Origin of the sequence: Geitlerinema sp. PCC 7407 (assembly GCF_000317045.1) — a bacterium.
Lineage (GTDB): Bacteria > Cyanobacteriota > Cyanobacteriia > PCC-7407 > PCC-7407 > PCC-7407.
In genome coordinates this window covers 2,930,559-2,954,481 of the sequence record NC_019703.1, presented here as the reverse complement: position 1 = coordinate 2,954,481, position 23,923 = coordinate 2,930,559, and the positions used below count along the sequence as shown (strand labels likewise).

At 58.2% G+C, this 23,923-nt stretch carries 17 protein-coding genes; 5 read left to right on the top strand and 12 right to left on the bottom strand.

Going from position 1 to position 23,923, the window contains the following annotated elements; translation table 11 throughout:
- Positions 1 to 19 precede the first annotated feature (19 nt).
- The 4 genes from fabD to rpaB all read right to left on the bottom strand — a co-directional run bounded on the left by fabD (position 20) and on the right by rpaB (position 4,109).
- The gene (gene fabD / locus GEI7407_RS12000) at positions 20 to 901 is read right to left on the bottom strand and encodes an ACP S-malonyltransferase (RefSeq protein ID WP_015172448.1); all 882 of its coding nucleotides are present in this window, start codon (positions 899 to 901) and stop codon (positions 20 to 22) included.
- Positions 902 to 1,050: 149 nt separating this feature from the next.
- A complete protein-coding gene (locus GEI7407_RS11995) occupies positions 1,051 to 2,052 on the bottom strand; it encodes a beta-ketoacyl-ACP synthase III (protein WP_015172447.1) in 1,002 nt (333 codons plus the stop codon).
- Positions 2,052 to 3,089 carry a phosphate acyltransferase PlsX gene (gene plsX / locus GEI7407_RS11990; RefSeq protein WP_015172446.1) on the bottom strand — a complete coding sequence of 346 codons (1,038 nt, stop codon included), beginning with the start codon at positions 3,087 to 3,089 and terminating at the stop codon, positions 2,052 to 2,054. Before plsX ends, GEI7407_RS11995 begins: the two co-directional genes overlap by 1 nt.
- A 288-nt stretch (positions 3,090 to 3,377) precedes the next feature.
- Entirely contained in the window at positions 3,378 to 4,109 is a 732-nt protein-coding gene (rpaB, locus tag GEI7407_RS11985; protein ID WP_015172445.1) for a response regulator transcription factor RpaB, read from the bottom strand.
- A 245-nt stretch (positions 4,110 to 4,354) separates the two neighbouring features.
- Here rpaB and radA point away from each other — a divergent pair, with 245 nt between their 5' ends.
- Together radA and GEI7407_RS11975 are read left to right on the top strand one after the other, a co-directional pair.
- Positions 4,355 to 5,842: a DNA repair protein RadA gene (gene radA, locus GEI7407_RS11980; RefSeq protein ID WP_015172444.1), complete on the top strand. Its 1,488-nt coding sequence runs from the start codon at positions 4,355 to 4,357 to the stop codon at positions 5,840 to 5,842.
- Positions 5,839 to 6,207: a hypothetical protein gene (locus tag GEI7407_RS11975; protein ID WP_015172443.1), complete on the top strand. Its 369-nt coding sequence runs from the start codon at positions 5,839 to 5,841 to the stop codon at positions 6,205 to 6,207. The genes radA and GEI7407_RS11975 overlap by 4 nt, the downstream gene beginning before the upstream one ends.
- 4 nt (positions 6,208 to 6,211) lie before the next feature.
- Here GEI7407_RS11975 and GEI7407_RS11970 read toward each other — a convergent pair whose 3' ends face one another.
- On the bottom strand, positions 6,212 to 6,958 hold the full coding sequence (locus GEI7407_RS11970; RefSeq protein ID WP_015172442.1) for a creatininase family protein: 747 nt from the start codon (positions 6,956 to 6,958) through the stop codon (positions 6,212 to 6,214).
- A 729-nt stretch (positions 6,959 to 7,687) separates the two neighbouring features.
- Between GEI7407_RS11970 and GEI7407_RS11960 the strand changes: the two genes are divergently transcribed.
- Positions 7,688 to 7,999, top strand: coding sequence for a DUF6679 family protein (locus tag GEI7407_RS11960; protein ID WP_015172441.1), 312 nt, complete (start codon positions 7,688 to 7,690; stop codon positions 7,997 to 7,999).
- Positions 8,000 to 8,147: 148 nt separating this feature from the next.
- Here GEI7407_RS11960 and GEI7407_RS11955 read toward each other — a convergent pair whose 3' ends face one another.
- The 6 genes from GEI7407_RS11955 to ctpB form a co-directional block, all read right to left on the bottom strand.
- Complete coding sequence (locus GEI7407_RS11955) at positions 8,148 to 9,899, bottom strand: MBL fold metallo-hydrolase (RefSeq protein WP_015172440.1); 1,752 nt, start codon at positions 9,897 to 9,899, stop codon at positions 8,148 to 8,150.
- Positions 9,900 to 10,022: 123 nt separating this feature from the next.
- Positions 10,023 to 10,148: a hypothetical protein gene (locus GEI7407_RS21815; protein ID WP_015172439.1), complete on the bottom strand. Its 126-nt coding sequence runs from the start codon at positions 10,146 to 10,148 to the stop codon at positions 10,023 to 10,025.
- A 265-nt stretch (positions 10,149 to 10,413) separates the two neighbouring features.
- A complete protein-coding gene (locus GEI7407_RS11945) occupies positions 10,414 to 12,198 on the bottom strand; it encodes an iron uptake porin (RefSeq protein ID WP_015172438.1) in 1,785 nt (594 codons plus the stop codon).
- A 427-nt stretch (positions 12,199 to 12,625) separates the two neighbouring features.
- Positions 12,626 to 12,904 (bottom strand): 4a-hydroxytetrahydrobiopterin dehydratase, encoded by a 279-nt coding sequence (locus GEI7407_RS11940; RefSeq protein WP_015172437.1) that lies wholly within the window; start codon positions 12,902 to 12,904, stop codon positions 12,626 to 12,628.
- Positions 12,905 to 13,433: 529 nt separating this feature from the next.
- Positions 13,434 to 14,492 carry a photosystem II D2 protein (photosystem q(a) protein) gene (psbD, locus tag GEI7407_RS11935; RefSeq protein ID WP_015170991.1) on the bottom strand — a complete coding sequence of 353 codons (1,059 nt, stop codon included), beginning with the start codon at positions 14,490 to 14,492 and terminating at the stop codon, positions 13,434 to 13,436.
- A gap of 307 nt (positions 14,493 to 14,799) precedes the next feature.
- Entirely contained in the window at positions 14,800 to 16,110 is a 1,311-nt protein-coding gene (ctpB, locus tag GEI7407_RS11930; protein WP_015172436.1) for a carboxyl-terminal processing protease CtpB, read from the bottom strand.
- 403 nt (positions 16,111 to 16,513) lie between these two features.
- Between ctpB and GEI7407_RS11925 the strand changes: the two genes are divergently transcribed.
- Positions 16,514 to 17,194 (top strand): YdcF family protein, encoded by a 681-nt coding sequence (locus GEI7407_RS11925; protein ID WP_051030758.1) that lies wholly within the window; start codon positions 16,514 to 16,516, stop codon positions 17,192 to 17,194.
- Positions 17,195 to 17,237: 43 nt separating this feature from the next.
- Here GEI7407_RS11925 and cobN read toward each other — a convergent pair whose 3' ends face one another.
- Positions 17,238 to 21,155: a cobaltochelatase subunit CobN gene (gene cobN / locus GEI7407_RS11920; RefSeq protein WP_015172434.1), complete on the bottom strand. Its 3,918-nt coding sequence runs from the start codon at positions 21,153 to 21,155 to the stop codon at positions 17,238 to 17,240.
- Between the two features lie 529 nt (positions 21,156 to 21,684).
- Between cobN and GEI7407_RS11915 the strand changes: the two genes are divergently transcribed.
- Entirely contained in the window at positions 21,685 to 23,898 is a 2,214-nt protein-coding gene (locus GEI7407_RS11915; protein ID WP_223294420.1) for a GAF domain-containing hybrid sensor histidine kinase/response regulator, read from the top strand.
- Positions 23,899 to 23,923 lie beyond the last annotated feature (25 nt).

The window sequence follows — 23,923 nt, the reverse complement described above, 5'->3', positions numbered from 1 at the left end:
TCTTGGTTCCTTCGTCACGTTATGCTGGAATCTCGGCGGCGCTGCTGATATTCTCCAGGGCGATGTCACCGCAGGTCCGCTTGATCAGTCCCGTCAGGACTTTGCCAGGGCCGACTTCGATTACCCGATCAACCCCTTCAGCTGCGAGCTGGAGCGACAGCTCGCGCCAGCGGACCGAGCCCGTCATCTGCCGACTCAGGCGATCGCGCAGAACCGAACCGTCGGTGGCCGGCAGGGGCTCTACGTTTGACAGGACCGGGACCTGAGCGTCTTGGAAGGTCACTGAATCGAGGACCTGCTGAAATTCTGTGGCGGCTGGGGCCATCAAGGGCGAGTGGAAAGCGCCGGAAACATTGAGCGGCACGGCTCGCTTCGCTTTCACCGTGGCCATGATGTGCGCCACCGCTTCGGGCGTGCCTGAAATCACGACCTGGCCCGCATTGTTATCGTTTGCCAAAACGACCCCAGGCGTTTGCTGAAGCTGCTGATCGAGAGCCTCGCGATCGAACCCGATCAGAGCCGCCATTTTGCCGTCGGAGGTGCTGTCCATCAGCTCGGCCCGACGCTGGACCAGCCGGAGGCCCGCCTCAAAGCTAAAAACCCCGGCAGTATAGAGAGCAACATACTCCCCAAGGCTGTGGCCCGCCACTAAGGCGGGCTGGTGCCCCTTCTCCCGCAGCAGGTCCACCAAAATGCTTTCGATCACGTAGAGGCAGGGCTGCGTGTAGAGAGTGCGAGAGAGCTGGGCATCGTCGCTGCTGCACACCTCGGAGACAGACCAGCCCAGGATATCTTCAGCAATGGCGAGCTTGGCTTGCCCAACGGGCAAATCCACGAGGTCAGCGCCCATGCCGGTTGCTTGTGAGCCTTGTCCAGGAAACACCCATGCGGTCTTGGTCATCGCTTCGTTCTCGAAAGGTAGGGTTGGTGAAGGGTTAAAGAAATATTCTCAGCAAGCGGGCAGAAAAGGTAGCCCAAAGCGATGCTTGGGCTCCTCAATGGGCGATCGCCCTCAAGTCAGGCTATCCAGCTATCCAGCGCTGCGGCGACCTAGCGTCCCCACTGGAAGATCGCCGCTCCCCAGGTCAGGCCAGCGCCAAAGCCAGATGCTGCGATCGTCTGTCCCGGCTGGATCTTGCCTGCGCGGACGTACTCATCGAGGGCGAGGGGAATCGAGGCAGCGGAGGTGTTGCCGTAGCGGGCCAGGTTGCTGACCACTTTTTCGGACGGGACTTTGAGCCGCTGGGCAACGGCGTCTAGAATCCGCTGGTTGGCCTGGTGCAGCAGGAGCCAGTCGAGATCCTCGGTGCTCAGGCTGGCGCGGTGGAGGGCCTTTTCGATCACCTCTGGCACCCGCTTGACGGCAAAGCGATAAACTTCCTGGCCATTCATCGTAATGAACTGGTAGTTGCCCTGGGCGATCGCGTGCTCACCGACCAGCGATCGCGGCTGACCCGCATAGGCCAGATTGAGGCAGCTATTTTGGCTGCCGTCGCTGCGCAGCTCGAACCCCAGCAGGCGATCGCGATCATTGGCCTGGAGCACTACCGCCCCAGCCCCGTCACCAAAGAGCACACAGGTCCGGCGATCGCTCCAATCAACCCAGCGCGACAAAACATCCGCCCCGATCAGCAGCACCTTGCGATAGACGCCGGTCCGGATGAACTGAGACGCCGTCACCAGGCCAAAGACAAAGCCCGAGCAGGCCGCCGTCAAGTCAAAGGCCACCGCATTGACCGCACCCAGTTCCGCCTGGACCTTGCTCGCAGTGCCAAACAAATCATCCGGTGTGGAGGTCGCCAAGATGATTAGGTCAATCTCCTGCGGCTCAACCTCAGCCATAGCGAGGGCACTGCGCGACGCCTCCGTCGCCAAGGTTGCCAGTGTTTCTTGGGGAGTGGCCAAACGGCGCTGCTGAATCCCAGTCCGACTCGAGATCCACTCATCCGAGGTCTCGACGATCTGACTCAGGCCAACATTATCTAGCGATAGCGACGGCGCTGCCGAACCGCTACCCGTAACGGCAACTCCTGCCCCGATAAATTGATGCATTACTCTCCGTCAGTCGTGGGCGTGGCTACTTGTTTTTGGTACTGCGATTGAATGCGATCGAGCACGCGATTATCCACAGCTTCCATCGCCAAGCGGATCGCATTGAACACTGATGGTGCCTGGGAGCTGCCATGGCTGATGATGCAGACGCCCGCCACCCCCAAAAGCAGACCGCCGCCATGCTCAGCGTGATCCATCCGCTGTTTGATGCGCTTCAAGTTGGGCCGGAGCAGCCAGGTCCCGATCTTGCCGCGAATTCCCCGGGGCAGCTCCTCTCGCAGAATCTGCAAGGCTACTTCGCCAACGGCTTCCGCAAACTTTAGCAAGACGTTTCCGACGAAGCCGTCACACACAATCACGTCAAAACGACCCGACAAAACGTCGCGGCCTTCTGCATTGCCAATGAACGAAAGGTTGGTGTTTTCCTGAAGGAGTTGGTGGGTCCGCAGAGCGAGCTCATTGCCCTTGGACTCTTCCTCACCAATGTTCAGCAGGCCAACCTTGGGGTCGTCGATGCCCAAGACGTACTTGCTGTAAATGCTTCCCATCGCGGCGAACTGCTCTAGGAACTTGGGGCGACAGTCTACGTTGGCGCCCACGTCCAGGATAATGACGGGCTTGCCGGCAACCTGGGTCGGCAGAACGGTTCCGATGGCCGGGCGATCGATGCCTGGCAGACGACCGAGGCGCAGAAGGGCCGCGGCCATCGCTGCACCAGAGTGTCCGGCAGAGACGACTGCATCTGCTTGGCCAGATTTGACCAAGTTCATGGCGACATTGATCGATGCTTTCGGCTTGCGCCGCAGGCCGCTCAGGGGCTCTTCATGCATTTCAATCGTGCCTTCTGCGGGCACAATCTGCAGCTGGTGCGAGGAGCCATGACGTTTCAAAGAGGCTTCGATCTGGGCTGGGTCCCCGACAAGCAGGACTTCCACGCCAAGTTCTTCGTGCGCTCTGAGCGCTCCAGCAACGATCTCGGCAGGGGCGTGATCCCCTCCCATTGCGTCAATTGCGATCCGTGCGCGAGTCGATCCCATCGATCAAATTTGTAGAAACCTCAAAAATTTTAACAGATGGTTTTCGCGCAATACGCACTCTTCACAGAAGTCTTATTGCGAATTGCCTGCCTCAAAACCTTTGATCTTGGGGCGATCGCCCCTTGCTTTGAGCGGCCTGCTGAGGCGTGATCTAGCCTGTGAAGCCTGTCTTGGCCAAGACCCCTGTCCGGGAAGACAGGGACCCGTGAAGATGGAGTAAAACGGCGATCGCCCCCTGCATGCAGAAATCGGGCGATCGCTTTTAATTCGCCACCCGTCCAACCGGACCTACTCCTCCATGCCGGGCTCCACAATCCGCTGGAACAGGTAGCCCGTACCTCGAGCCGTCAAAATCAGCTCCGGATTGCTGGGGTCATCCTCCAGCTTGGCCCGCAAACGCGAGATGTGGACGTCTACCACGCGAGTGTCCACATGGCGCTCAGGCGTGTAGCCCCAAACCTCTTGCAGAATTTCAGAGCGCGAGAAGGGTTCACCAGAGCGGCTAACGAGCAGCTCCAGCAGGCTAAATTCCATACCGGTCAGCCGAATTCGCTCATCGCCTTTGTAGACTTGGCGCTTGTTGGTGTCGATGCGCAGACTGCTGACATGGATGACGCCAGAGCTGGGAATGCCTGAAGTCCCCGTTTTCTCAACGCGGCGCAGCACAGAGCGAATGCGGGCCTCGAGCTCCTTTGGGGAGAAGGGCTTGACGACATAATCGTCGGCTCCGAGCTCCAAACCCGTAATCCGGTCGGCGACATCTCCCAGGGCCGTTAGCATGATGATGGGGATGTCAGACTCTTTGCGCAGCTCTTGACAGACGCCGTAGCCGTCTAGCTTGGGCATCATGACATCCAGCACAACCAAGTCAGGGGCAGTGTTCCGGAAGGTTTCCAGAGCCTCTTCTCCGTCAGCGGCCGTAACGACGTCGTAGCCAATCATTGATAGACGAGTCTCTAGGATGCGGCGGATGCTAGCTTCGTCATCCACCACCAAGATCTTTTCTTTATGATTTTCCAAGTTACCCGACGCTCCTCGAACCTACATATCTAATCATTAATTTTCAATACCTTATCATTAAGATATTACCGTGCCGCTAAATTATAAAGATTCCTGAAACACTTGTTTCCAGGACATTTCACGCTTTCTTAAGATTCACTTTTGTTGTCCTTGCTCTCTCGTGGGCGCTGCCTGAAACAGGACTTCTCTACATTGTTCTGGGGAGGCGTTTTCGGGGGGAGAGCTATCGCAAGAAACTGACGGGAATGCCTAAGTCTAGAACTCAGTATGTCTGCAGTGAGTGCGGGGTTGCCTCACCCCAGTATTTTGGTAAGTGCCCGGCCTGTGAAAGTTGGAACACGCTGATCGAAGAAGTGGTTGGGCCGACGTCAGTGGTGGAGGCGATCGCCCGTCCCTCGGCGAGTGGGGGGCGATCGGGGCGACGGTCTCGGTCAGAGGGCGATCGCGGGCCGGGTGCGCCTTTGGCGGCGCTGACGTTGCCCCAGATTGTCCAGTCTGCCCAGGCCCGGATGCCCTCAGGCTACGGAGAGCTCGATCGGGTACTGGGGGGCGGCATTGTCCCAGGGTCGCTGGTGCTTTTGGGCGGCGACCCTGGCATTGGCAAGTCAACGCTGCTTTTGCAGGCGGCCGATCGGATGTCGCGCTGCTATCAGGTTCTCTATGTCTGCGCAGAGGAGTCGGGCCACCAGGTGAAGCTGCGATGGCAGCGGCTGCGAGAAGGCTTTGCTGATGGGCCGGAGACCCAGACTGAGCCGGGAGCAGATTTGGCGAATTTCTTCTTGCTGCCAGAGACAAATCTGGAGGCGATTTTGCTGGAGCTGGAGTCTTTGCGGCCCCAGATCGCCGTGATTGACAGTATTCAGGCGCTGCACTTTGCGGCCCTCAGCTCGGCGCCGGGGTCAGTGGCCCAGGTGCGCGAGTGTACGTCGGCGCTGATGCAGCTGGCCAAGCGAGCGAATATCACGCTGATGATTGTGGGTCACGTGACGAAGGAGGGGGCGATCGCCGGCCCGAAGGTGCTGGAGCACTTGGTTGATACGGTGCTGTACTTCGAGGGCGAGCGCTTTGCCAGTCATCGTCTGCTGCGCTCCGTCAAAAACCGCTTTGGGGCCACCCATGAGCTGGGCGTTTTCGAGATGGCGGATCGGGGACTGACCGAGGTGCCCAACCCGTCGGAGCTGTTTTTGGGCAATCGGGAAGAGGTGAACCCTGGCACCGCAACGATTGTTGCCTGCGAAGGAACGCGGCCGATTGTGGTTGAGCTCCAGGCCTTGGTCAGTCCCACCAGCTACAGTTCCCCCCGCCGCTCGACGACGGGGATTGAATTCAATCGCCTGCTGCAAATCCTGGCGGTGCTCGAAAAGCGGGTCGGGATTCCTCTGTCCAAGCTGGATGCCTACGTGGCGTCCTCCGGCGGCCTCAATGTGGGCGAACCAGCGGCGGACCTGGGGGTGGCGGTGGCGGTGGCCGCGAGCTTCCGCGATCGCGTCGTAGATCCCTACACTGTGGTGATTGGCGAGGTCGGCCTAGGCGGCCAGGTGCGGCCCGTTTCCCAGATGGAACTGCGCCTCAAGGAGGCCGCGAAGCTCGGGTTTCAGCGCGCCATCATTCCCAAGGGCCAGACGATCGCTGACGCTGGTCTAGAGGTCATTCCGGTAGCGCGGGTGGTAGATGCCTTGGCGGCTGCCCTGTCATCGGCGCCAGAGAGTTCTGATTTAGGAGACGAACCATGAAGCGTCCTGGCTTACTGTTCGCTGCGATCGCCCTAGTTGCCCTGCTTTTCTGGGGAACCGCGATCGCCCCTCGGGCCTCTGCCCAAAACCTAGGCAGTCTCCAGGCTCAGATTCGTCGCCTAGAGTCAGAAGTCTTGCAGCTGCGCTCCCAGGTCAACCGCCTCGATAGCCAAGCCTCCCGCGCCGATCGCCGCCCCCCGACCAGCGATCGCCCCGTGGCGCCCCTCGAACTGCCCGATCGTCCCGCAGCCCCGCCCCCGACCGATGGCCAATTCGACCGCCTCGCCACCCTGGTGATCGAGCTCAAGCAAGACTTGCAGTCCCTCGATCGCCGCGTTACTCAGCTAGAGTCGGCCGCCCCCTAGTCTCCTAATCCGCTGCCAAAAACTCCAAATACTCCGCGCTGAGCGCCTTCACCGCCGCCTCATAAAACTGCTTGCCGTGTTCCGGCGTTGCCAAGTCAGGATTTGAGCCCATCCGACCGTCCGGATAGCGCCGCCGAAAATCAGCCGCCCCGTAGATACTGTGACCCTTGGCCACCTCGGGCGATAGTGGTACCCGCTTGATAGCCTCAGGATACACAAACTGAGTCACTGCCACTTCGCTGGGCGTTGCGTGGGCCCCCTCCTGATCGCCGTACAGTTCTTTCGCTAGCTTGTATACCGGTGAGCACATATACCAGTTGGCTACTCGGCAGCGCGCGCGATCGCCGTTAGGCAGTCCCAAATCCGTCAGCGTCACGTAGCTCTCTGCAAACGCAGCCTTCAGCGTTGCGACATTGCCGCCATGACCATTAATGAAGAAAAACTGGCAGAAGCCCGCACGGGCCAAACTCACCAGATAGTCCCGAATAACCAAAATCATCGTGCTAGGACGCAGGCTCATCGTGCCCGGAAAGCCTGTGTGGTGGAGCGCCATGCCCACATTGATCGTCGGGCCGACTAGAGCGCCGATTTCTTTCCCCACGCCGTGGGCGATCGCCTCCGCGCAGATTGCATCTGTGCCGATCAGTCCCGTCGGCCCGTGCTGCTCCGTTGAGCCGATCGGCAAAATAATTCCCTGGGAGCGCTCTAAATACGCCTCCACCTCTGGCCAAGTACTCAGCTGTAGCAACATTCGCTAAAACCTTAGGTGCACAACAACAGTGCTCTGCAAGCGAGCCCTCTCCCTCATTCTAAAAAAGCCACCCTCGAGCCCGTGCGCGATCGCCTGAAAGGGGTTGCAGTGGCTAGGCACATCCAGCCCGCTTTTGGGTTTCTGGCTGCCTGACCCATCCAACTTCCCCAAACCACCATTAACAATCGCTAGAATGGGGGATAACATTAAATAGTGATTTAGAGCACCTTATATATAATGGGGTCCAAGCGACACTCCCCAGTAGCAGCGAGCTAAACCTTGCAGACTACAGGCTCCCATTGTTCCTGTCCATTACTCAGCACTAGGGTTTTGTCAAGCTTCGAGCGACCCTGCCCCCCACACGACTATTTTTCGCAGCAAATTATCGGTACTATTGCTTTGAAGTTGGCCCCCAGGTTGTTTTCCACAGACCTTTCCAATTCCTTTCGATATCGACCATTGCGGCGCATACTCCTTGAGGATTTTATTGGAATGACCGTACTTCACCGAGCAGTGTTTGACCCCCTCGCTTGCCTAATTCCACCGACTATTTGCAAAACGGTTCGCTAACGCCTTGTTACTTTTCTGGGCAACCTGCCTTTACAAGGACACAAGGTTGGTAAATTCGTTTAAGCCCTTTGCAGTTTAGTCCTTAGGCCAAGGCGCCTCCGTTTTACGGAAGCCCTGCCAAGCAACTATAGAAACGTTACCGGCTCAGGAGACGCGGCAATGCTACATCGCAAGATCTATCAACTTTGCTGTGATGGTCGCGAAGTATGGATCTTTTTGCGGGACCAACAGCGCTGGATTGAACGCGCCCGCATCCTTGATATCGAAGGAGATTTGGTGACGCTTCGCTATGAAACCGAAGAAGAAGATGAAATCTGCTCCTGGGAGGAGATGGTGCGCCTAGAGAGCATCGGCGCAGTCACCCAGAAGCTGGCAACTGTGCCTCGGGGCGATGTCGAACCGATGGTGTCCGACGACTGCCCAGAAGCAGAGCAAATTCGCAATCATCGTCCAGACAGCGGTTTGGAATAAACCAAGTAAAAGGCCAGCCAAAACGACTTTGGCTGGCCTTTTTAGTGAATCCCTGGTGGGGGTTAGCTGTCTTGCCCAAAGGCCCAGGAGTCACTGAACCCCGAGAGAAATGTGCATTTTCCTTGGGGCTAAAAGCTGGGTGAAATTGTCAATTGGGCTCATCAAGTTCTTCTAAAGAGGCGATCTCCCGATCTGGACTGAGCATGCCCCACTCGAAGACAGGACAATAGCCTTCTGTGGTGACCTTGAAGCCGAAGAGCGGTGATTTTTGGTTCCAGCAGCGCCGTCCTCGATAGTGGTAGCAGTTCCCGCAGCATTCTAGATCGGACGGCAGCGGGCGATCGCCCCCCTGACTGAGGAGCTCGCGCTGAGAAATCCCCCGAAGCACGAGCTCCTCACCCTGCCAGCGGACATCCACGAGCCCAGTATCCGCGAAGTTTTGCCATCGGGGGTCAGAGATCAGCGCATGGGGCAGGGTGATCGTCACAGCGGTTTCTAACTCAGTTAGCTCTCCTTCGTAGGTTGTCTCAGGGACCGCAGGCTGCAGGAAAGTCTCACCGATAGGCAACTCTAGCGGTATTCCCAGCGAGGGTGAGTGCAGCTGATAGCGATGATTCAGTTCATCGAGGCCTGTCAGATCGGCGAGATAGGTGGGCGATCCATGCACAAAGACCACATGCTGCGGCCTCAGATTGTGAATCAGCTGCGTGGTGCCTGGACCATCACAGTGCTCTGATAGCAGATAGGTTTGGATCTTGATTCGCCCCTGGCGGAGCGCTGCCTGCAATTTTTGCGCGGTGTCGGGAGCCTGACCCTGCAAAAATTGCTGAATGGCGTTGGAAGGGGTGCTGTAGCCGGGATGCTCGGGAATCAGGATGGCCCAGTTTCCGGCGTCATCGGCAGTATAGGGGGTTAAATCGACTGTTTCGTCGACCAGCATGATGCAAGGAGCTGCTCCGTCACGCACGCTTTGTAGTGCCTGGGAGCTGCTCCATCGACGCATTCGCGGGCGAATGCGCTCATCCCAAAATAGAGGCTGATGCCGCGCGAAGTTTTGCACTGAGGACGGGAGGTGGGGCAAGATGTCGAGATAGGCATCGCACGCCTGAGCGACTGTGCCTGAAACCCAAATGTCGATCTCCCGGCCCGTGAAGTGGTGGTGGCTGCGCAGCAGCATGAGAAGCTCTTGGCCCAGACCTAGGGGCGGCACGGGCATCAAAATGGAATAGCGAGAGGCGATTGCCTGATCGATGCGCTCTGCAAGCTGATTTTCTTGCTGACGGCGATGAGGCTGTCTGGCGGTTCCGTAGCTTCCCTCTACGATCAAGACATCGGGCTTGAGTCCCCGCACCTCATCCAGCGGAAAGCCATCGACCAACCGCGAACTGGATAGAAAAAAATCCCCAGTATAGAAAATCGTGTAATGTCGACCTGCTCCCTCTGAGTAAGGGGGGGATGCATAGGTCAATAAAATCGCTGCGGCTCCTGGTAGATGACCAGCAGGCCAAAGCTCGGCGCTCAAGCCGTCCCGAAACTCAACAGGCGATCGCCAAGGTAGTGCTTGGCAAAAAGTGGGTACTTCTGAGGGATGAAGGGATGGCCAATTGAGATGAAGTAATTGGGTGGTTACTTCACTGGCATAAATTGGAACCTTGGGAAATGCGTGGTGAAACTCCAGCAGTCCGCGAGCGTGATCGGAATGAGCGTGAGTGCACAACACCAGATCAACCGGAGGATCGGGCTGTTGCCGTAATACTTCGAGGTTGGTTGGCCCGCAATCCAGCAGAATCCGGTGAGGGCCCATTTTCACTAGGAGAGAGGTTCCCCCATCGAGGTAACTCACACCATAGGGTACGCATTCCAGTTCAGTCACATCTGCACCGCACTTCCCAACACCCAAGGGTTTTGTCAGCCCTGAGCAGTGTTTACAGAGGTTTTAGAGGCTCAGTTTGCATGAGCCTTCGTTGATATTGCCGTAGGTGCGCTGAAGCTATCGAAGGGCGATCGCACCTCACAAAGAGTCTTAGTGAGCTGAACCGTTGCCGTGGTACTTGTCGGTGTCATAGAAACCGTTGCGAGTGCCAAAAAACAGGCAGGCAACCACAAAAAAGGCAGAGAGTCCCACCAAAAGCAACTTAACTTCCATCATAGTTGTAGTGCCTCAACAGAGGAGTAGCTGAACAGATTCTAGTTAGTGAGCACTTGAGTCTTGGAAAACCCTGCGATATTTCACACTTGTTTGCAATAACTGCCGAATTTCCAGATCTAGCTCACCAAGATAATAGATCGCCAAGAGAGTACTTACCCCCTTAAATGCTCTGAAATTTTAACAATCGTAGCAATCAACGCAAAAAAGCCCCTAGCAGGGCTAGGGGCTTCGAACTTCAAGCTAAAAAACTAGATTGTCTACAGTTTTAGAACTTGAAGGTGGTACGAAGGGTACCAATCACAGCATCGCTGTCAGATCCGAAGATGTCTTCGTTGGGGCTGGTCAGCCAGATGACACCGGGAGTGATGGAGATGTTGTCGTTCAACTGGTACTTGTAGAAGGCTTCCACGTGGAAAGGCACTTCTTGGTTGCGGTAGTCAGAGCCGGGAACTTCGATCAGACCTGCGTAGGGCTGAGCACCAGCGAAGATACCCAGGAGGTTGCCCTCTTTGCCCAGGTCAGGGAAAGCAACACCCAAGCCATAGGTCCAGATTTCAGCGTCACCAGCTTCCACCAGCTTGGCATCGGTGTAAGCACCGTAGCCGCTAACGGAAACGCGATCGCTCAGACGGAAGGCTGCTTCAACGCCGTAGGAGTTGGTCACAGTGGGAGAAGTGCCCAGGCTGGGGAAGTTAGCCAGGGTGCTACCAACAACACCATTACCGCTACCCAGGTCAAAGATAGCGCTGCCGCTGGTGTGGTAACCGTGAACGTAGGTCAGGCCCAGACCGAAGCGATCGCTAACGTTGAAGTTAGCTTGAGCAAGAGCTGCATAGTCGCCGTTGAATAGGCCGTTCTTCTCCTCAGGAGAAGCGGGATCGCTGGTCGACAGACCGCCAGCCAAGTAGCCAAGCGTGACGGTGCTAGGACCAAGGATGCTCTCTAGCGGGCTGAAGCCAAAGCTCACAGCAGCACCGGCGCCGCCACCGATCCGGTAGATGGGGCTCTCAGACGCAAAAGTCGAGAGCGCGCCGTTACCGCCGTCGTAGTCTTCAAAGTAGGGATTCAGCGTAGGAGCGTAGTCGCTGTGAATACCACCCGTTGCCGCTACGTAAACGCGGGAGTTGCCGAAGGGGAAGGTATAGGACAACCAATCGAGGACAATGTCGTTGTCGCTATCAGAGAGGTTGAAGGTTTGGGTCGACTCAGGAGTACCAAAAGCGACCGGCAGAGGAGACAGGTTACCAGCAGCCAGACGGGTAACCAACTTGTCACGGCCCGTGAAGCTAGATTCCAGAGCTAAGCGAACCCGGTTACCAAAGACGATTTCGTTATCGTCGTTGTCGCCAAAAGAATCGGTCAAAGCAAAGATTGCTTCACCGTTCAGCTTGGTGGTGGTGGAGAACTGGTTGGCTTCGAGCTCAGCGGTGCGAGCTTCGAGGGAGTCCACGCGGCCGCGCAGGGTGGCGAGCTCAGCAGCGAACTCTTCTTGCAGGCGCTGCAGGGTGGCGAGGTCTTCGCGGGTGGCCAGGTCAGCGGTGCCAGCGGCGATCAGCTCGTTCACGCGGTCCAAGCAGGCGTTGAGACCAGCGGCGAACTCGTAGCGGGTCATGGCCCGGTTGCCGCGGTAGGTGCCGTCGGGATAACCAGCGATACAGCCGTAGCGCTCAACGAGGGACTGAAGCGCTTGGAAGGCCCAGTCGGTCGGCTGAACGTCGGAGAGCTGAGATACAGAGGTTACCTGACCGGCATCGTCTGCGCGGCCTTCCAGGCTGTAAGTATTGATTTGGCTGAGGGACCCAGCATCAGCGGCTTGGGCCAGGGTCGTCGGCTCAGCAAAAGAAGGGGCTGCTTCAGCAACAGGTGCCTCAGGAGCGGCAGACTGGGATGCTACAGCTTCAACAGATTGCAGAGACTCGACAGCAGCCAGTTCGCTAACTTGGCTTGTCGCGGGAGCGCTTTCAGCAGCGATCGCGCCCGCAGAAGCAACCAGAGCAGCTCCCAGAACTGCAGGGCTTACTAGCAGTGACTTCCACAAAATTTTCGACATTATCGTTATCCTCACACCTGAGTTGTAGAACAATTCGATGAATTGACCTGTCTACATCCAAAACACTGGATCCTTGAAGGACCGCCGGCTACGCGTCAGAGCACTGAAGCTTAGCATCAAGGTACTGTGTGCCAAGACACACGTACAAAATTAATCCTAGCAGATCCTTAAGGCTGACGAGAATACTTTATCCCTAAGGAGTGCTGCCTAGTAAGGACGTTAGTGAAAACAAGCAAGTTCCCTACTTTTTCGGAAAGGACCTTGAGAATTTTGTTAGGCGGGGACGCTGTGGTGTCTTCAAGGCTGGATGAGGGTTTTGCAAAGAAGTCTAGCTTTGTTGACCGCTCTGTTTGGATTGAAAGCTCTCAATATTGAAGCCAGAGACTTCTATCTCTGAAGCCTAATAGTTATCCAGCCAAAAGGATCACTAAATTTTCGAAATTATTTGAGCCAACTCAAAATCTTTTGTTGTTAACCCGCCGGCATCATGAGTTGTTAGCGTGATCTGTACCTTGTTGTAGGCGATCGCCAGATCAGGATGATGTCCCATTGCCTCGGCAGGCTGAACCAGTTGATTGACAAATTCGATCGCTTCTACAAAGCCTGGAAAAGTCCGGCGACAGCGGAGCGCTTTGTCTCCCAACTCCCAACCGCGGAGCTGGTCAAATCGAGCTTGAATTTCAGCCTCTGTCAATAACGGAGCCATAAAACAAAAAATTCTCCAAGGACAACATTCTTCTATCCTAGGAGATTCTATAAATCCACTTGAGTAGTCTGAAACAAGCTTCAAGGTGATGAATGCTTGTAATCCTCTAGCGAGGGCCAACTGCCTTTAAAAACTATCCGCTCCCACCTGGGACAAACGCTGTACAAAAAAGCACAAGGTTTGTAAAGATGGGAGCGGTGTAGCGGATCATCATCGTTGACACCTGACTGCCGGGAGGAACCCCGTCCAGTTCGCTTAGCCTAAGTCAGCACTTGGCTGGCTTAAACAAGAGCTTTCTTTCTAGAGAACAGCCCCGGCGCTCAGCCGGCTATTGTCAACGTGATGACCCATGCATTTACTACTATCAATCATGGGCATCACCTCCTTAATCCCTAAATGGTTGATTTGAAGAGCTCAACTGTCAGCCAGTGTAACACAGGTTTTCAGTTTGTAGTGCTCTTAAATCAAAAGCCCCCACACCTCAGTGCAGGGACTTCTGATTTGGTCTTAAAACCAGAGCTCGCTGCGATTAGAGAGCGTTACCGCGAGGCAGTACTTCCTCAGGGAAAGCAAATCCTTCGTGCGGCTGGTCCTGCGGCGCCAACCAGGCCCGGATACCCTCGTTCAGCAAGATGTTCTTCGTGTAGAACGTCTCGAACTCAGGGTCCTCCGCTGCCCGAATCTCCTGCGAAACAAAGTCGTATGCCCGCAGGTTCAGACCCAAACCAATGATACCCACCGAGCTCATCCACAGGCCCGTCACAGGCACGAACAGCATGAAGAAGTGCAGCCAGCGCTTGTTCGAAAACGCAATCCCGAAGATCTGCGACCAGAAACGGTTCGCCGTCACCATCGAGTACGTCTCTTCTGCCTGCGTCGGGTTGAACGCCCGGAAGGTGTTCGCGTTCTCGCCGTCCTCAAACAGCGTGTTCTCCACCGTCGCTCCGTGGATCGCGCACAGCAGTGCACCCCCCAGAACGCCAGCCACTCCCATCATGTGGAAGGGGTTCAACGTCCAGTTGTGGAAACCTTGGAAGAACAGCAGAAAGCGGAAAATCGCCGCTACACCAAAGCTCGGTGCAAAAAACCAGCCAGACTGACCCAGCGGGTACATCAGAAACACCGACACAAACACTGCAATCGGCGCGCTGAAGGCGATCGCGTTGTACGGACGAATGCCCACCAGTCGAGAAATCTCAAACTGACGCAGCATGAACCCGATCAACCCGAAAGCTCCGTGCAGGGCGACAAAGGTCCACAGACCTCCCAGTTGGCACCAGCGGACAAAGTCCCCTTGGGCCTCAGGTCCCCACAAAAACAGCAGGGAGTGTCCCAGGCTGTTGGGCGGTGTCGACACCGCCACGGTCAAAAAGTTGCATCCTTCCAGGTAGGACGATGCCAACCCGTGGGTGTACCACGAGCTTACGAAGGTGGTCCCCGTCAGCCATCCCCCAACCGCCAAGTAGGCGCAGGGGAACAGCAGCAAACCAGACCACCCAATGAACACAAACCGATCGCGCTTCAGCCAGTCGTCGAGAACGTCAAACCATCCTCGCTGGGCCTGTGCGCGTCCGACTGCGATGGTCATAGCGCTAATCTCCAAATCTTATGAGTACATCGAAACTTTGCTCTCAATTCCGACTGCTTACGACTCTAATGATGTAGAAGTAAGTCGGAAAATGAGGAGAGTTTACGTTTCTTTACTCAAAGTATAGGAGGAACTGCTAAAAGTTTCACCCCTATTTTTGAATTTATTCTGAATTTTGCTTTCTGATGAAAGTCCAGAACCCTTGCAGTGAGCGGGAAATGCTGCTGGAGTAATGACTTCTCAAATGCAAAAAATCCTTTGGGCGATCGCCCAAAGGATTGCTAAGAATAAGTAATTGTAACTAGCTTTAACGACTCGCGCGCTGCGGCGGCTTCGCGTTCGGGCGGAAGGCAGTTGCCATCAGCGTGTCGATGGCCTTTGCGTACTGCGGATCGTTCATGGTGCCAATCAGCTTCGGATTGCTTGAGAGCTGCATCTGCTGAGCCTCGCTGAGCTCGATTTGGATATCAGGGGTAATGCCCTTGTGGCTGATGTCCGTGCCATTGGGGGTGTAGTAGTGGGCGATCGTTACTGCAACCCCAGATCCATCTGAGAGCGAGTGAACAGACTGTACAAGGGCTTTTCCAAAGGTTTGACTGCCGATAACCGTCGCTCGACCGTTGTCCTGGAGTGCGCCGGTCAGGATCTCGCTGGAGCTAGCCGAGTTCCCGTCTACGAGTACCGTGAGGGGGAGCTGTGTCAGCGCGGAGTTGTTGGCGGAGATATTTTCGCTTTGGCCTACTCGGTTGACGGTTTTCACGATGTCCCCTTGGTCAAGCCACATGCGCGCAATGTCGATGCTCGCATTTAGGAGGCCGCCTGGGTTGCCCCGCAAGTCCAGCACAAACGCCTCTGCACCTTGCTGCTTGAGCTCTTGGATAGCTCGCCGCATTTGCTCGGAGGCGTGGCCGCTGAACTGGTTGAGGCGAATGTAGCCAATAGCCCGACTGCCTTCGCGGTTGAGGGTGTAGCGTACTGTGGGTAGCTCAATGCGGGCACGGACGAGGGAGACATCGAAGGGGGCCTGACCGTCTCGGGCGAGTTTGAGATCAACCTTGGTGCCCTCTTCGCCTCGAATCATGGCTGCTGCGGCTTCAACGGCAATGCCTTCGGTTGATTTGCCATTGATTGCTAGGATCTCGTCTCCGGGCTGGATGCCAGCTTTGACGGCAGGAGAGCCCTCGATGGGCTCGACCACCACCAGCTTTTTGCTTTCCTCGTTAATTTCGAGGCGCATGCCAACGCCAGAGAGCTCTCCGGAGGTTTGGTTGCTCAGCGCTTGGTACTGCTCGCGATCCATGAAGCGAGTATAGGGATCATTGAGGAGCTCTAGTTCTTTGCGCAAGGCGTCGTAGGCCTGCTCTCGGGAGCTGTAATCTCGGCTGAGGAGGCGCTGACGGGCGGCCTGCCAGTCGGTTTGGTTGAAAGTGGCGTCGACGTACTCGCGATTAACGATTTGCCAAGCTTCGTCGAGGATGGCTTTGGGGCTCTCCTGGAGGGCTGCCCGAACCGAGTTGGTGACGCCAGGAATGAAAAGCGAGAGGGTTGCTGTGGTGGCGATCGCACCGCTGAAGAGTGCTATGTGAAAGATGTGGGGGTGCTTGGGGGTTCGATTCATGGAGAGTGCCGGGACGAGGGAAAAGTCAGTGACTGACGGTGGACTGAAAACCGCTATGGCTCGTGTAAGGCTGAGGAAATGAGGGTGCGCTCGCGATGGCCTGAAATGTAGTTTTCTGGACGCTTAGGGAAAAACTACTATCTTTTAACGGGCTTGTCTCACGATTATCAGGGGCCTTTTGGGCATGATTGGGGAGACAGGGTGTGAAGTTTCGATAAAAATCTCTTGGCCAGTAGACAAGATAGAAATTGGCTTCACGATAGCGAAGTTTGACTGAATGGTACGGGTAATCGTGTGACAGTTTGTTGAGCGTCTCGGAAAAGCGGTCCTGAAGTGGCGTCCTGAGGACGCTGGAGGCGCGATCGCCGAACTCGAGCTACCCTGAGTTGTTCTGCTTACCATAATGCCCAAGAATTCTCGATATGAACGCGATCGCTGTCACAAACGCGGCTTTTGGAAACGGATGGTCGCCCTGATCGCGATGATTTTGGGTCTGTGGCTGCTGACGGTAGGCGCAAGGCTGTTGCTAGCAGCGCGCCACCCAGTGGATGGCTACTTTGTGCTGGGGGGCAGCATCCGCCGGGAGATAGTGGTGGCGGATCTGGTGCGTCAGCGCCCGGAGATACCAGTTTTGATTTCCCAAGGGTCTGAGGCACCCTGCATTCGGGCGATTTTTCAGCGAGCTTTGGCACCAGCCGATCGCGTGTGGCTAGAAACCTGCGCCCAATCAACCTTTGGAAATTTTTTCTATGGCTTGCCGATTTTGCGGCGCTGGAGAGTCCATAAGGTCAAGCTGCTAACTTCGGCGACCCATCTGCCGCGAGCGAGGTGGATGGCGCAGATCTTGCTGGGGGCTCACGGGATATGGGTGGAGGTGGAAGTGGTGCCAGAAACCGGAATTCCGGGAAACCGGGAATCGTGGCTGAAGACGGCGCTGGATGTGACGCGTAGCCTGGGGTGGGCGGTGATCAGTCAGGGATGGCAGCCCCAGTGTGGGGCGGTAATGCCGCTAGCGACAGTCGATGGGAGAGTCGGGCGATCGCCGGCGGTCCGCTGCGAGCATCAAGGGCAATTAATTCCCTGAGGTGCTGCCCTAGAGCAATTGCTTCTCAGGGAATTAATTGACTCTAGGTGCCTGCTTCGATGGCTCCTTCGGCTTCGTGCACCAGCGATCGCAGGTCGTCGAGCAAGTCTGGTGAGGCCGAGGCCCAAAGTCCTCGCTGCTGGGCTTCTAGCAGCCGCTCTGCCATATCTCGCAGCGCCCAGGGATTTTTGGCTTGAATAAAAGCTTGTACCTCTGGGTCCAGAAGATAGGCCTCGGCGACGCCGGTGTACATGTGGTCCTCGACGCAGCGGGCTGTGGCGTCGTAGGCAAAGAGATAGTCCACGGTGGCCGCCATTTCAAAGGCCCCCTTGTAGCCGTGGCGCATCACGCCTGCGATCCACTTGGGGTTGACGACCCGCGAGCGGTAGACCCGCGCGATCTCTTGGCGCAGCGATCGCACCCGAGGACTTTCGGGCCGAGAGTGATCGCCAAAGTAGGTCTGGGGGTTGCGCCCCTGGATGGCCCGCACGGCGGCGGTCAGCCCGCCCTGAAACTGGTAGTAGTCATCAGAATCGAGGAGATCGTGCTCGCGATTGTCTTGGTTGTGCAGGACTACCTGCATCTGGCGCAGGCGATCGCCAAAGGCCTCCGGAGCTGCGCGGCCTTCCCCCTGGCGCGTGTAGGCGTAGCTGCTCCAGTTGATGTAGGCCCGGGCCAGATCGGCGTCATCTTGCCAGTTTTGGGCCTCAATGAGCCCTTGCAGACCGGCACCATAGGCACCGGGCTTGGAGCCAAAGACGCGGTACTGGGCACGGGTCTGGGCCTGGTCTGCGGGCAGGCCGGCTGCTTGCCAGCGCTGGGTTTCCTGATGGACCTGGGCTGCCAGGGGATTTTGATCGGGCGGCTCTGGCAAGGCGGCGATCGCCTCCACTGCTTGGTCGAACAGATCGATCAAATTTGGGAAGGCATCTCGGAAAAAGCCCGAAATCCGCAGGGTGACATCGACCCGAGGACGGCCCAACAGACTCACGGGCAACACTTCAAAGTCCACCACTCGCCGCGACGGCCCATCCCACACGGGCTGCACGCCCAGAAGGGCCAGGGCCTCAGCGATGTCGTCACCGCCCGTGCGCATGGTCGAGGTGCCCCACACCGACAGGCCAATGCTGCGGGGATACTCGCCGTTGTCTTGGACGTAGCGCTCGACCAGGGCCTCAGCAGCCTTGCGACCTACGTCCCAGGCGGTTTCGGTGGGCAGAGCGCGAATGTCCACGGAGTAAAAGTTGCGCCCGGTGGGCAGAACCTCTGGGCGGCCGCGGGTTGGTGCGCCGGAGGGGCCGCTGGGCACGTAGCGTCCATCGAGAGCCCGCAAAAACTGGGTGATTTCTTGGGAGGTCTGGCGGAGATTGGGCAAGAGATGGCGGCTGATCCAGGCCAGTTCGGTGGCCGTGGCGGTGCTGCTGGGTGCCCCTGGGGCGTCAGGCGCGATCGCCCGCCAAGCCTCCGCGAGGGTGGGTAAATTGCTCGAATCGTCGATGGGAGAGTCGACCAGAGCTTCCAAGAGACGAGCGGCGATCGCCTCCAAGATTTCCACGGCATCCCCCACCGTGCGCAAGGCTTCGGGCGATCGCGACCCGCTGGCCAAAATCTGGCGATCGCCCTCCGCAAGGCGTTCTCCCAAATCAGGCCCCAGGGGATCGGCCTCTAACCCTAGGTCTTGGGCGATCGCGCGGGTGAGGCCCTGGCGCTGGCGGGCCGGAGAGCGGGCGATCGCCACTGCCAAGTCGCGCAGCTGACGGCCCTGAGGACACTGGCCAAAAATGTGCAGCCCGTCGCGGATTTGGGCTTCCTTGAGCTCGCAGAGATAGCCATCGAGGGAGTTCAAGATCGCCGTCTCAAAGGCTGCCGCATCAACGGTGGAAGGCTGGCTGATGGGGCGATCGCCCTCGGTCAGGGCCTCGGCGAATTCCTCCAGTCCCAGATCGCGGTGGAGCTGCGCCTCGTCAATCACCTGCAAGAGGCGATCGCGAATCAGCGGCAGGCGCGTGGGGTCGAGGGTCTGGGCTTCGTAATACTCGTCCACGAGGTGCTCGACCTGCTGGAGCGGGCCGTAGAGCTCCGCTCGGGTCAAAGGCGGAGTCAGGTGATCCAAAATCACTGCCTGAGCGCGCCGCTTGGCCTGGGAGCCTTCCCCTGGGTCATTCACGATGAATGGGTACAGGTGGGGCATGGGGCCAAAAACCGCCTCGGGGAAACAGCTTTCGGCCAGGGCAACGCTCTTGCCCGGCAGCCATTCGAGGTTGCCGTGTTTGCCGAGGTGGGCGATCGCCTGGGCCCCAAAGCGCGATCGCAGCCAGTAATAGAACGCCAAATAGGTGTGGGGCGGCTCCAAGTCCGGCGCGTGGTAGTTCAGCGCCGGGTCGAGGTCATAGCCCCGGGCCGGCTGAATGCCGACAAACACGTTTCCTAGCCGAATGCCAGCGATCGCAAATTCTCCCTGGGGTGCGTAGCGATCCGGCGCTCCCCAGCGATCGCAAATGGCCTGCTGCACCGCCTCGGGCAGTCCAGCAAAAAAGCGCCGATATTCCGCCAGCGGCAGAGTGTCGATCACCGATGGCCGGCAGCCCTCCGGCAGCGAAAACTGTTGCCGCGCGTCCCACATCGCCTGATTTTCAGGGTCGTTGGTTCGGCCCGCCGTTAGCTGGGCGATCAGCTCCTCGCTCGATTGCGGCGGACTATCAACGCGGTACCCTGCGGCCTGCATTGCCGCCAAAACGGCCACGCAGCTAGCCGGGGTATCCAGCCCAACGCCGTTGGCTAGGCGACCGTTGCGGGTCGGGTAATTGGCCAGGACCAAGGCGACTCGGCGATCCGGCGGTGGGGTGTGGCGCAGATGCACCCAGGCTGCGGCCAGCGCCGCCACAAACTCCACGCGATCGCGCGCAGGCTCGTAGATGACGACGTCCGTTTCGAGGCGGGGGTGATGGGCCTGCACGGTCTTGAAGGAGACGGCGCGGCTAATGATGCGGCCATCGACTTCGGGCAGCGCCACATTCATGGCCGTGTCCCGAGGCGACAGTCCCCGCACCTGCGATCGCCACTGCTCCGCAGTCCCCCCGCTCAAGATCACCTGCAAGATCGGAACGTCGAGGGCCCGCCACAGATCCAGCTTGGGCTGCTCCGTCGAGAGCTTCGCTAGGGAAAAGCTCGTGCAGTTGAGCAGCAAATCAATCCTCGGCGCGTCCGATGGCCGGAAATGGGCCTCTAGCTCTTCTGGCAGATCGGGATCTTGCATGGAGGCGACAAAGACAGGCACCGGCTCGAGATTTTGGGCGGCGATCGCCTCACAGAGCGCATCGATGGGTGCCGTGTTGCCCGCCAGATAGTGCGCCCGGTAAAACAGCACCCCCACCCGAAACCGGGTCGAAGAATCACGCGCCTGGGGAGTCTGGAACGGATAGCGGCCCACTCGAGGCACCGGCTGGGGCGCCAGCGGCCTATAGGACAGTCCCAGCACTACCTGGGCCAGGTGCTGGAGTCCCTGGGCCAGGTTTTCGACGCCCCCTTCGGTGAAGTACTGCCACAGCTCGTGAACCGCCCGCAGGGGGACCGTCGAGAGACTCATCAAGTCTGGATCGGGGCGATCGTCCCCTGGCAGCACGATCAGGGCAATGCCGCGGTGCTCGGCCAGCTCCTGCACCACCTCTAGGCCGTAGGACCAGTAGGCTCGTCCCCCCAGCAGACGCAGCACGATGCCTTGGGCCTGCTCTAGGACGTCCTCGGCGTAGGTGTCGATGGTCAGGGCCTGCTGGAGCTGGAGCAAGTTTGCCACCCGCAGCGCCGGAAAATCCGACGGTAAATGGGGCAGGGCCTGGGCGATCGCCTGAATATCTGTGTCTGCTGCTGTCAGGATCACCAGCGGAGCGGGAGTTTGCTCCACAAAAATGACGCCCTCTGTATCCGGGGTCCAGCCGCCGGGAGTGGCTGCAAGGCGATGCATCGTAACCTCGTTAGTGTCGGGAGTGTTGGCGGTGTTTGTCAGAAATAGTCAGGACTTTTGCAGACGCCTGGGCGATTTTCCCAGGATTCTTGGATAAAAAAGCCTAGGGCTTCGCAAGAGGCACAATGCGTGAATCGACGGCCCAGCGATCGCGCTTCGAGCTCGGCAAGGTGTGCGCTGCTAGCCAGGAAGCAGGAGAATATGCCAGGGATAGGACTTGAGCTGACTTTCAGCCAGCGCGCCCATAAACTCCTGTTAAGATGTCCAGCGCACTATGGCACAGTAATAGATTAGGGGATTAAACGCTTCAAATTATTTCAGCCAGAAATTCTGAAGGCGATCGCGAGCTCGGTCCTGATGCTGGACGGCTGGCTGCGGGAGCCCCCATTGTTTCATTTCAGCCCTTCATCTTTATCAGACCGGCCCTCGTTGCTCTGTCGTTGAACGAATGAGTCTTCACCAGCATCAAACGCTGCATCAACCGCTGTCCCTTGAGCTTTGTAATCGCTTACGCAGCCTCCTGCAGCAAATGGTTCGCAACGCGGGCACGCCGACGATCGCCGTGAGTGAGCTTACCCTCGCCACTGCCAAGCTGGCAAAGGGTCGCCAGGACTGCGCGCCTTTGCCAGCTTTATTTACGCTGGTGATCTCTGCTGACTTCAGTGCGCTGCTGCTGGGCGATCGCCTCCCCGAAAACCCAGCCGATCTCTGCAAAGCGCAGATTACCTTTGAGCCCGAGGCGATCGCGAGCTTCGGCCATCAGCTGGCCGCCCACCTGAGCCGCACATCGACCCTGGCCAAGCAGCTCAAGCAGGCCCTGGCCGTCCTCGGAACCAACAATCCCCTGCATCAGAGTGAATTCACCCAGGAGCTCCTCGGCCTCCTGATGCAGCCGCCCCAGACGCCGATGGCCCAGTGCAGCTCCGACCAAAGCAGCTTCAAAACCATTGAAGCCGCTCTCCAACCGCAAGTGGAGCAGGAGCGCCTCCTCAACCAAGTCATCACCCAAATTCGCCAAAGCCTCGAGCTGCCGGTGATTTTGGAGACGGCAGTCCAGCAGGTGCGGCACTTTTTGGTGGCCGATCGCCTGGTGATCTACCAGTGCCAGCGCCAGACCGGTGTGCCGGAGGCAGGCATCGTCTACGAAGCTCGGGTCTCGGCCAGCGTCGGCTCGATTTTGCATGTGGTCGAGTCCAACACCTGCCTCAAACCGTCCACGGAGTGCCACGAAAAATATCGCCAGGGAACGGCTGTGGCGATCGCCGACACCGAGGTCTCCTACGCCGACCTGCCTTGTCTCCTGGAACTGGTGCGGCGGCATCAAATTCGCGCCAAGCTCGTCGTCCCGATCGTGCTCCAAGACGAGCTGTGGGGCCTGCTGATTGCCCATCAGTGCCAGCCCCGGGTCTGGACCGAGACCGAGCAAGCCTTTCTCAAGCACACGGCTGAGCATCTCGCCATCGCCATTCAGCAGGCGTCTCTCTACGCTCAGCTCCAGCAGCAGCAGCAAACCCTCAAGCAGCGGGTCATCGAGCGGACCCAGGAGCTCTACGACACCCTCCAGCTGGCTCAGTCCGCCAACCAGGCCAAAAGCGAGTTTCTGGCGACGATGAGCCACGAGCTGCGCACGCCCCTCACCTGCGTGATAGGTATGTCGGCGACCCTGCTGCGATCGACCCTGGGGGAACTGACCCCCAAGCAGCGCGACTACCTCAAAACCATTCACAGCAGCGGCGAGCACCTGCTCAGCCTCATTAACGACATCCTGGACCTGTCCCAGGTGGAGTCGGGCAAGGCTTTCTTGACCATCAGCGAATTTTCCCTCAGCCGCTTGGCCCAGCAGGTGATGCGCGCCATCGAGGAAAGAGCCCAAAGCCACCAAGTGCAGCTCATTCTGGACTTGCGCCTGGAGGCATCCCGTAGCCGCTTTGTGGCGGATCAGCGGCGCGTCCGTCAGATCCTGCTGAACCTGCTGAGCAACGCAATCAAGTTCACGCCGGACGGGGGCCAGGTGATTTTGCGGGTGTGGCGTGAGGGCGAGACGGCGGTGCTCCAGGTCGAAGATACGGGAATCGGCATTCCGGAGCATCAGCGGCCCCTGCTGTTCCAAAAATTTCAGCAGCTCGACACGTCCTACCGGCGAAAGTACGGGGGAACGGGCCTGGGTCTGGCCCTCACAAAGCAGCTGGTGGAGCTGCACCGGGGCTGGATCAACGTGGAGTCGTCGGTGGGGGTGGGCTCGACCTTTACGGTGCACCTGCCGGCCCAAACGCGCGCCTCAAGCTCGGCGATCGCGCCTCCGTCGTCCTTTCGGGAGCAGCCCTCGGAGCCGCTCCAGGGCAACATCGTGCTGATCCAAGAGCACGAAGAGAGCGCGATGCTCATCTGCGATATCTTGACCGCCGCCGGTTATCAGGTGGTGTGGATGGTGGAGGGCATCACGGCTCTCAAGCAAATTGAGATTTTGCAGCCAGCGGCCGTGATTACCGACACGCAGCTGCCCAGCATCGACGGCGATGAGGTGATTCGGTATTTGCGCAGCGTCACCCTTCTGCGGGATCTGCGAATTTTGGCCCTGGTGTCCAAGGCGACCCCTGCTGACTACGTGGCCTACCTGGAAATGGGAGCGGACGACTATCTCACCAAGCCCATTCACCCCGAGCAGCTGCTGATCAAGGTGAATGCGCTGATGAGCCTGACGGTGCCGCCGGTGATGACCCTGGGCCGGACCTCGACGCCCTGAAACCGGCGATCGCGGCAGGACCGAG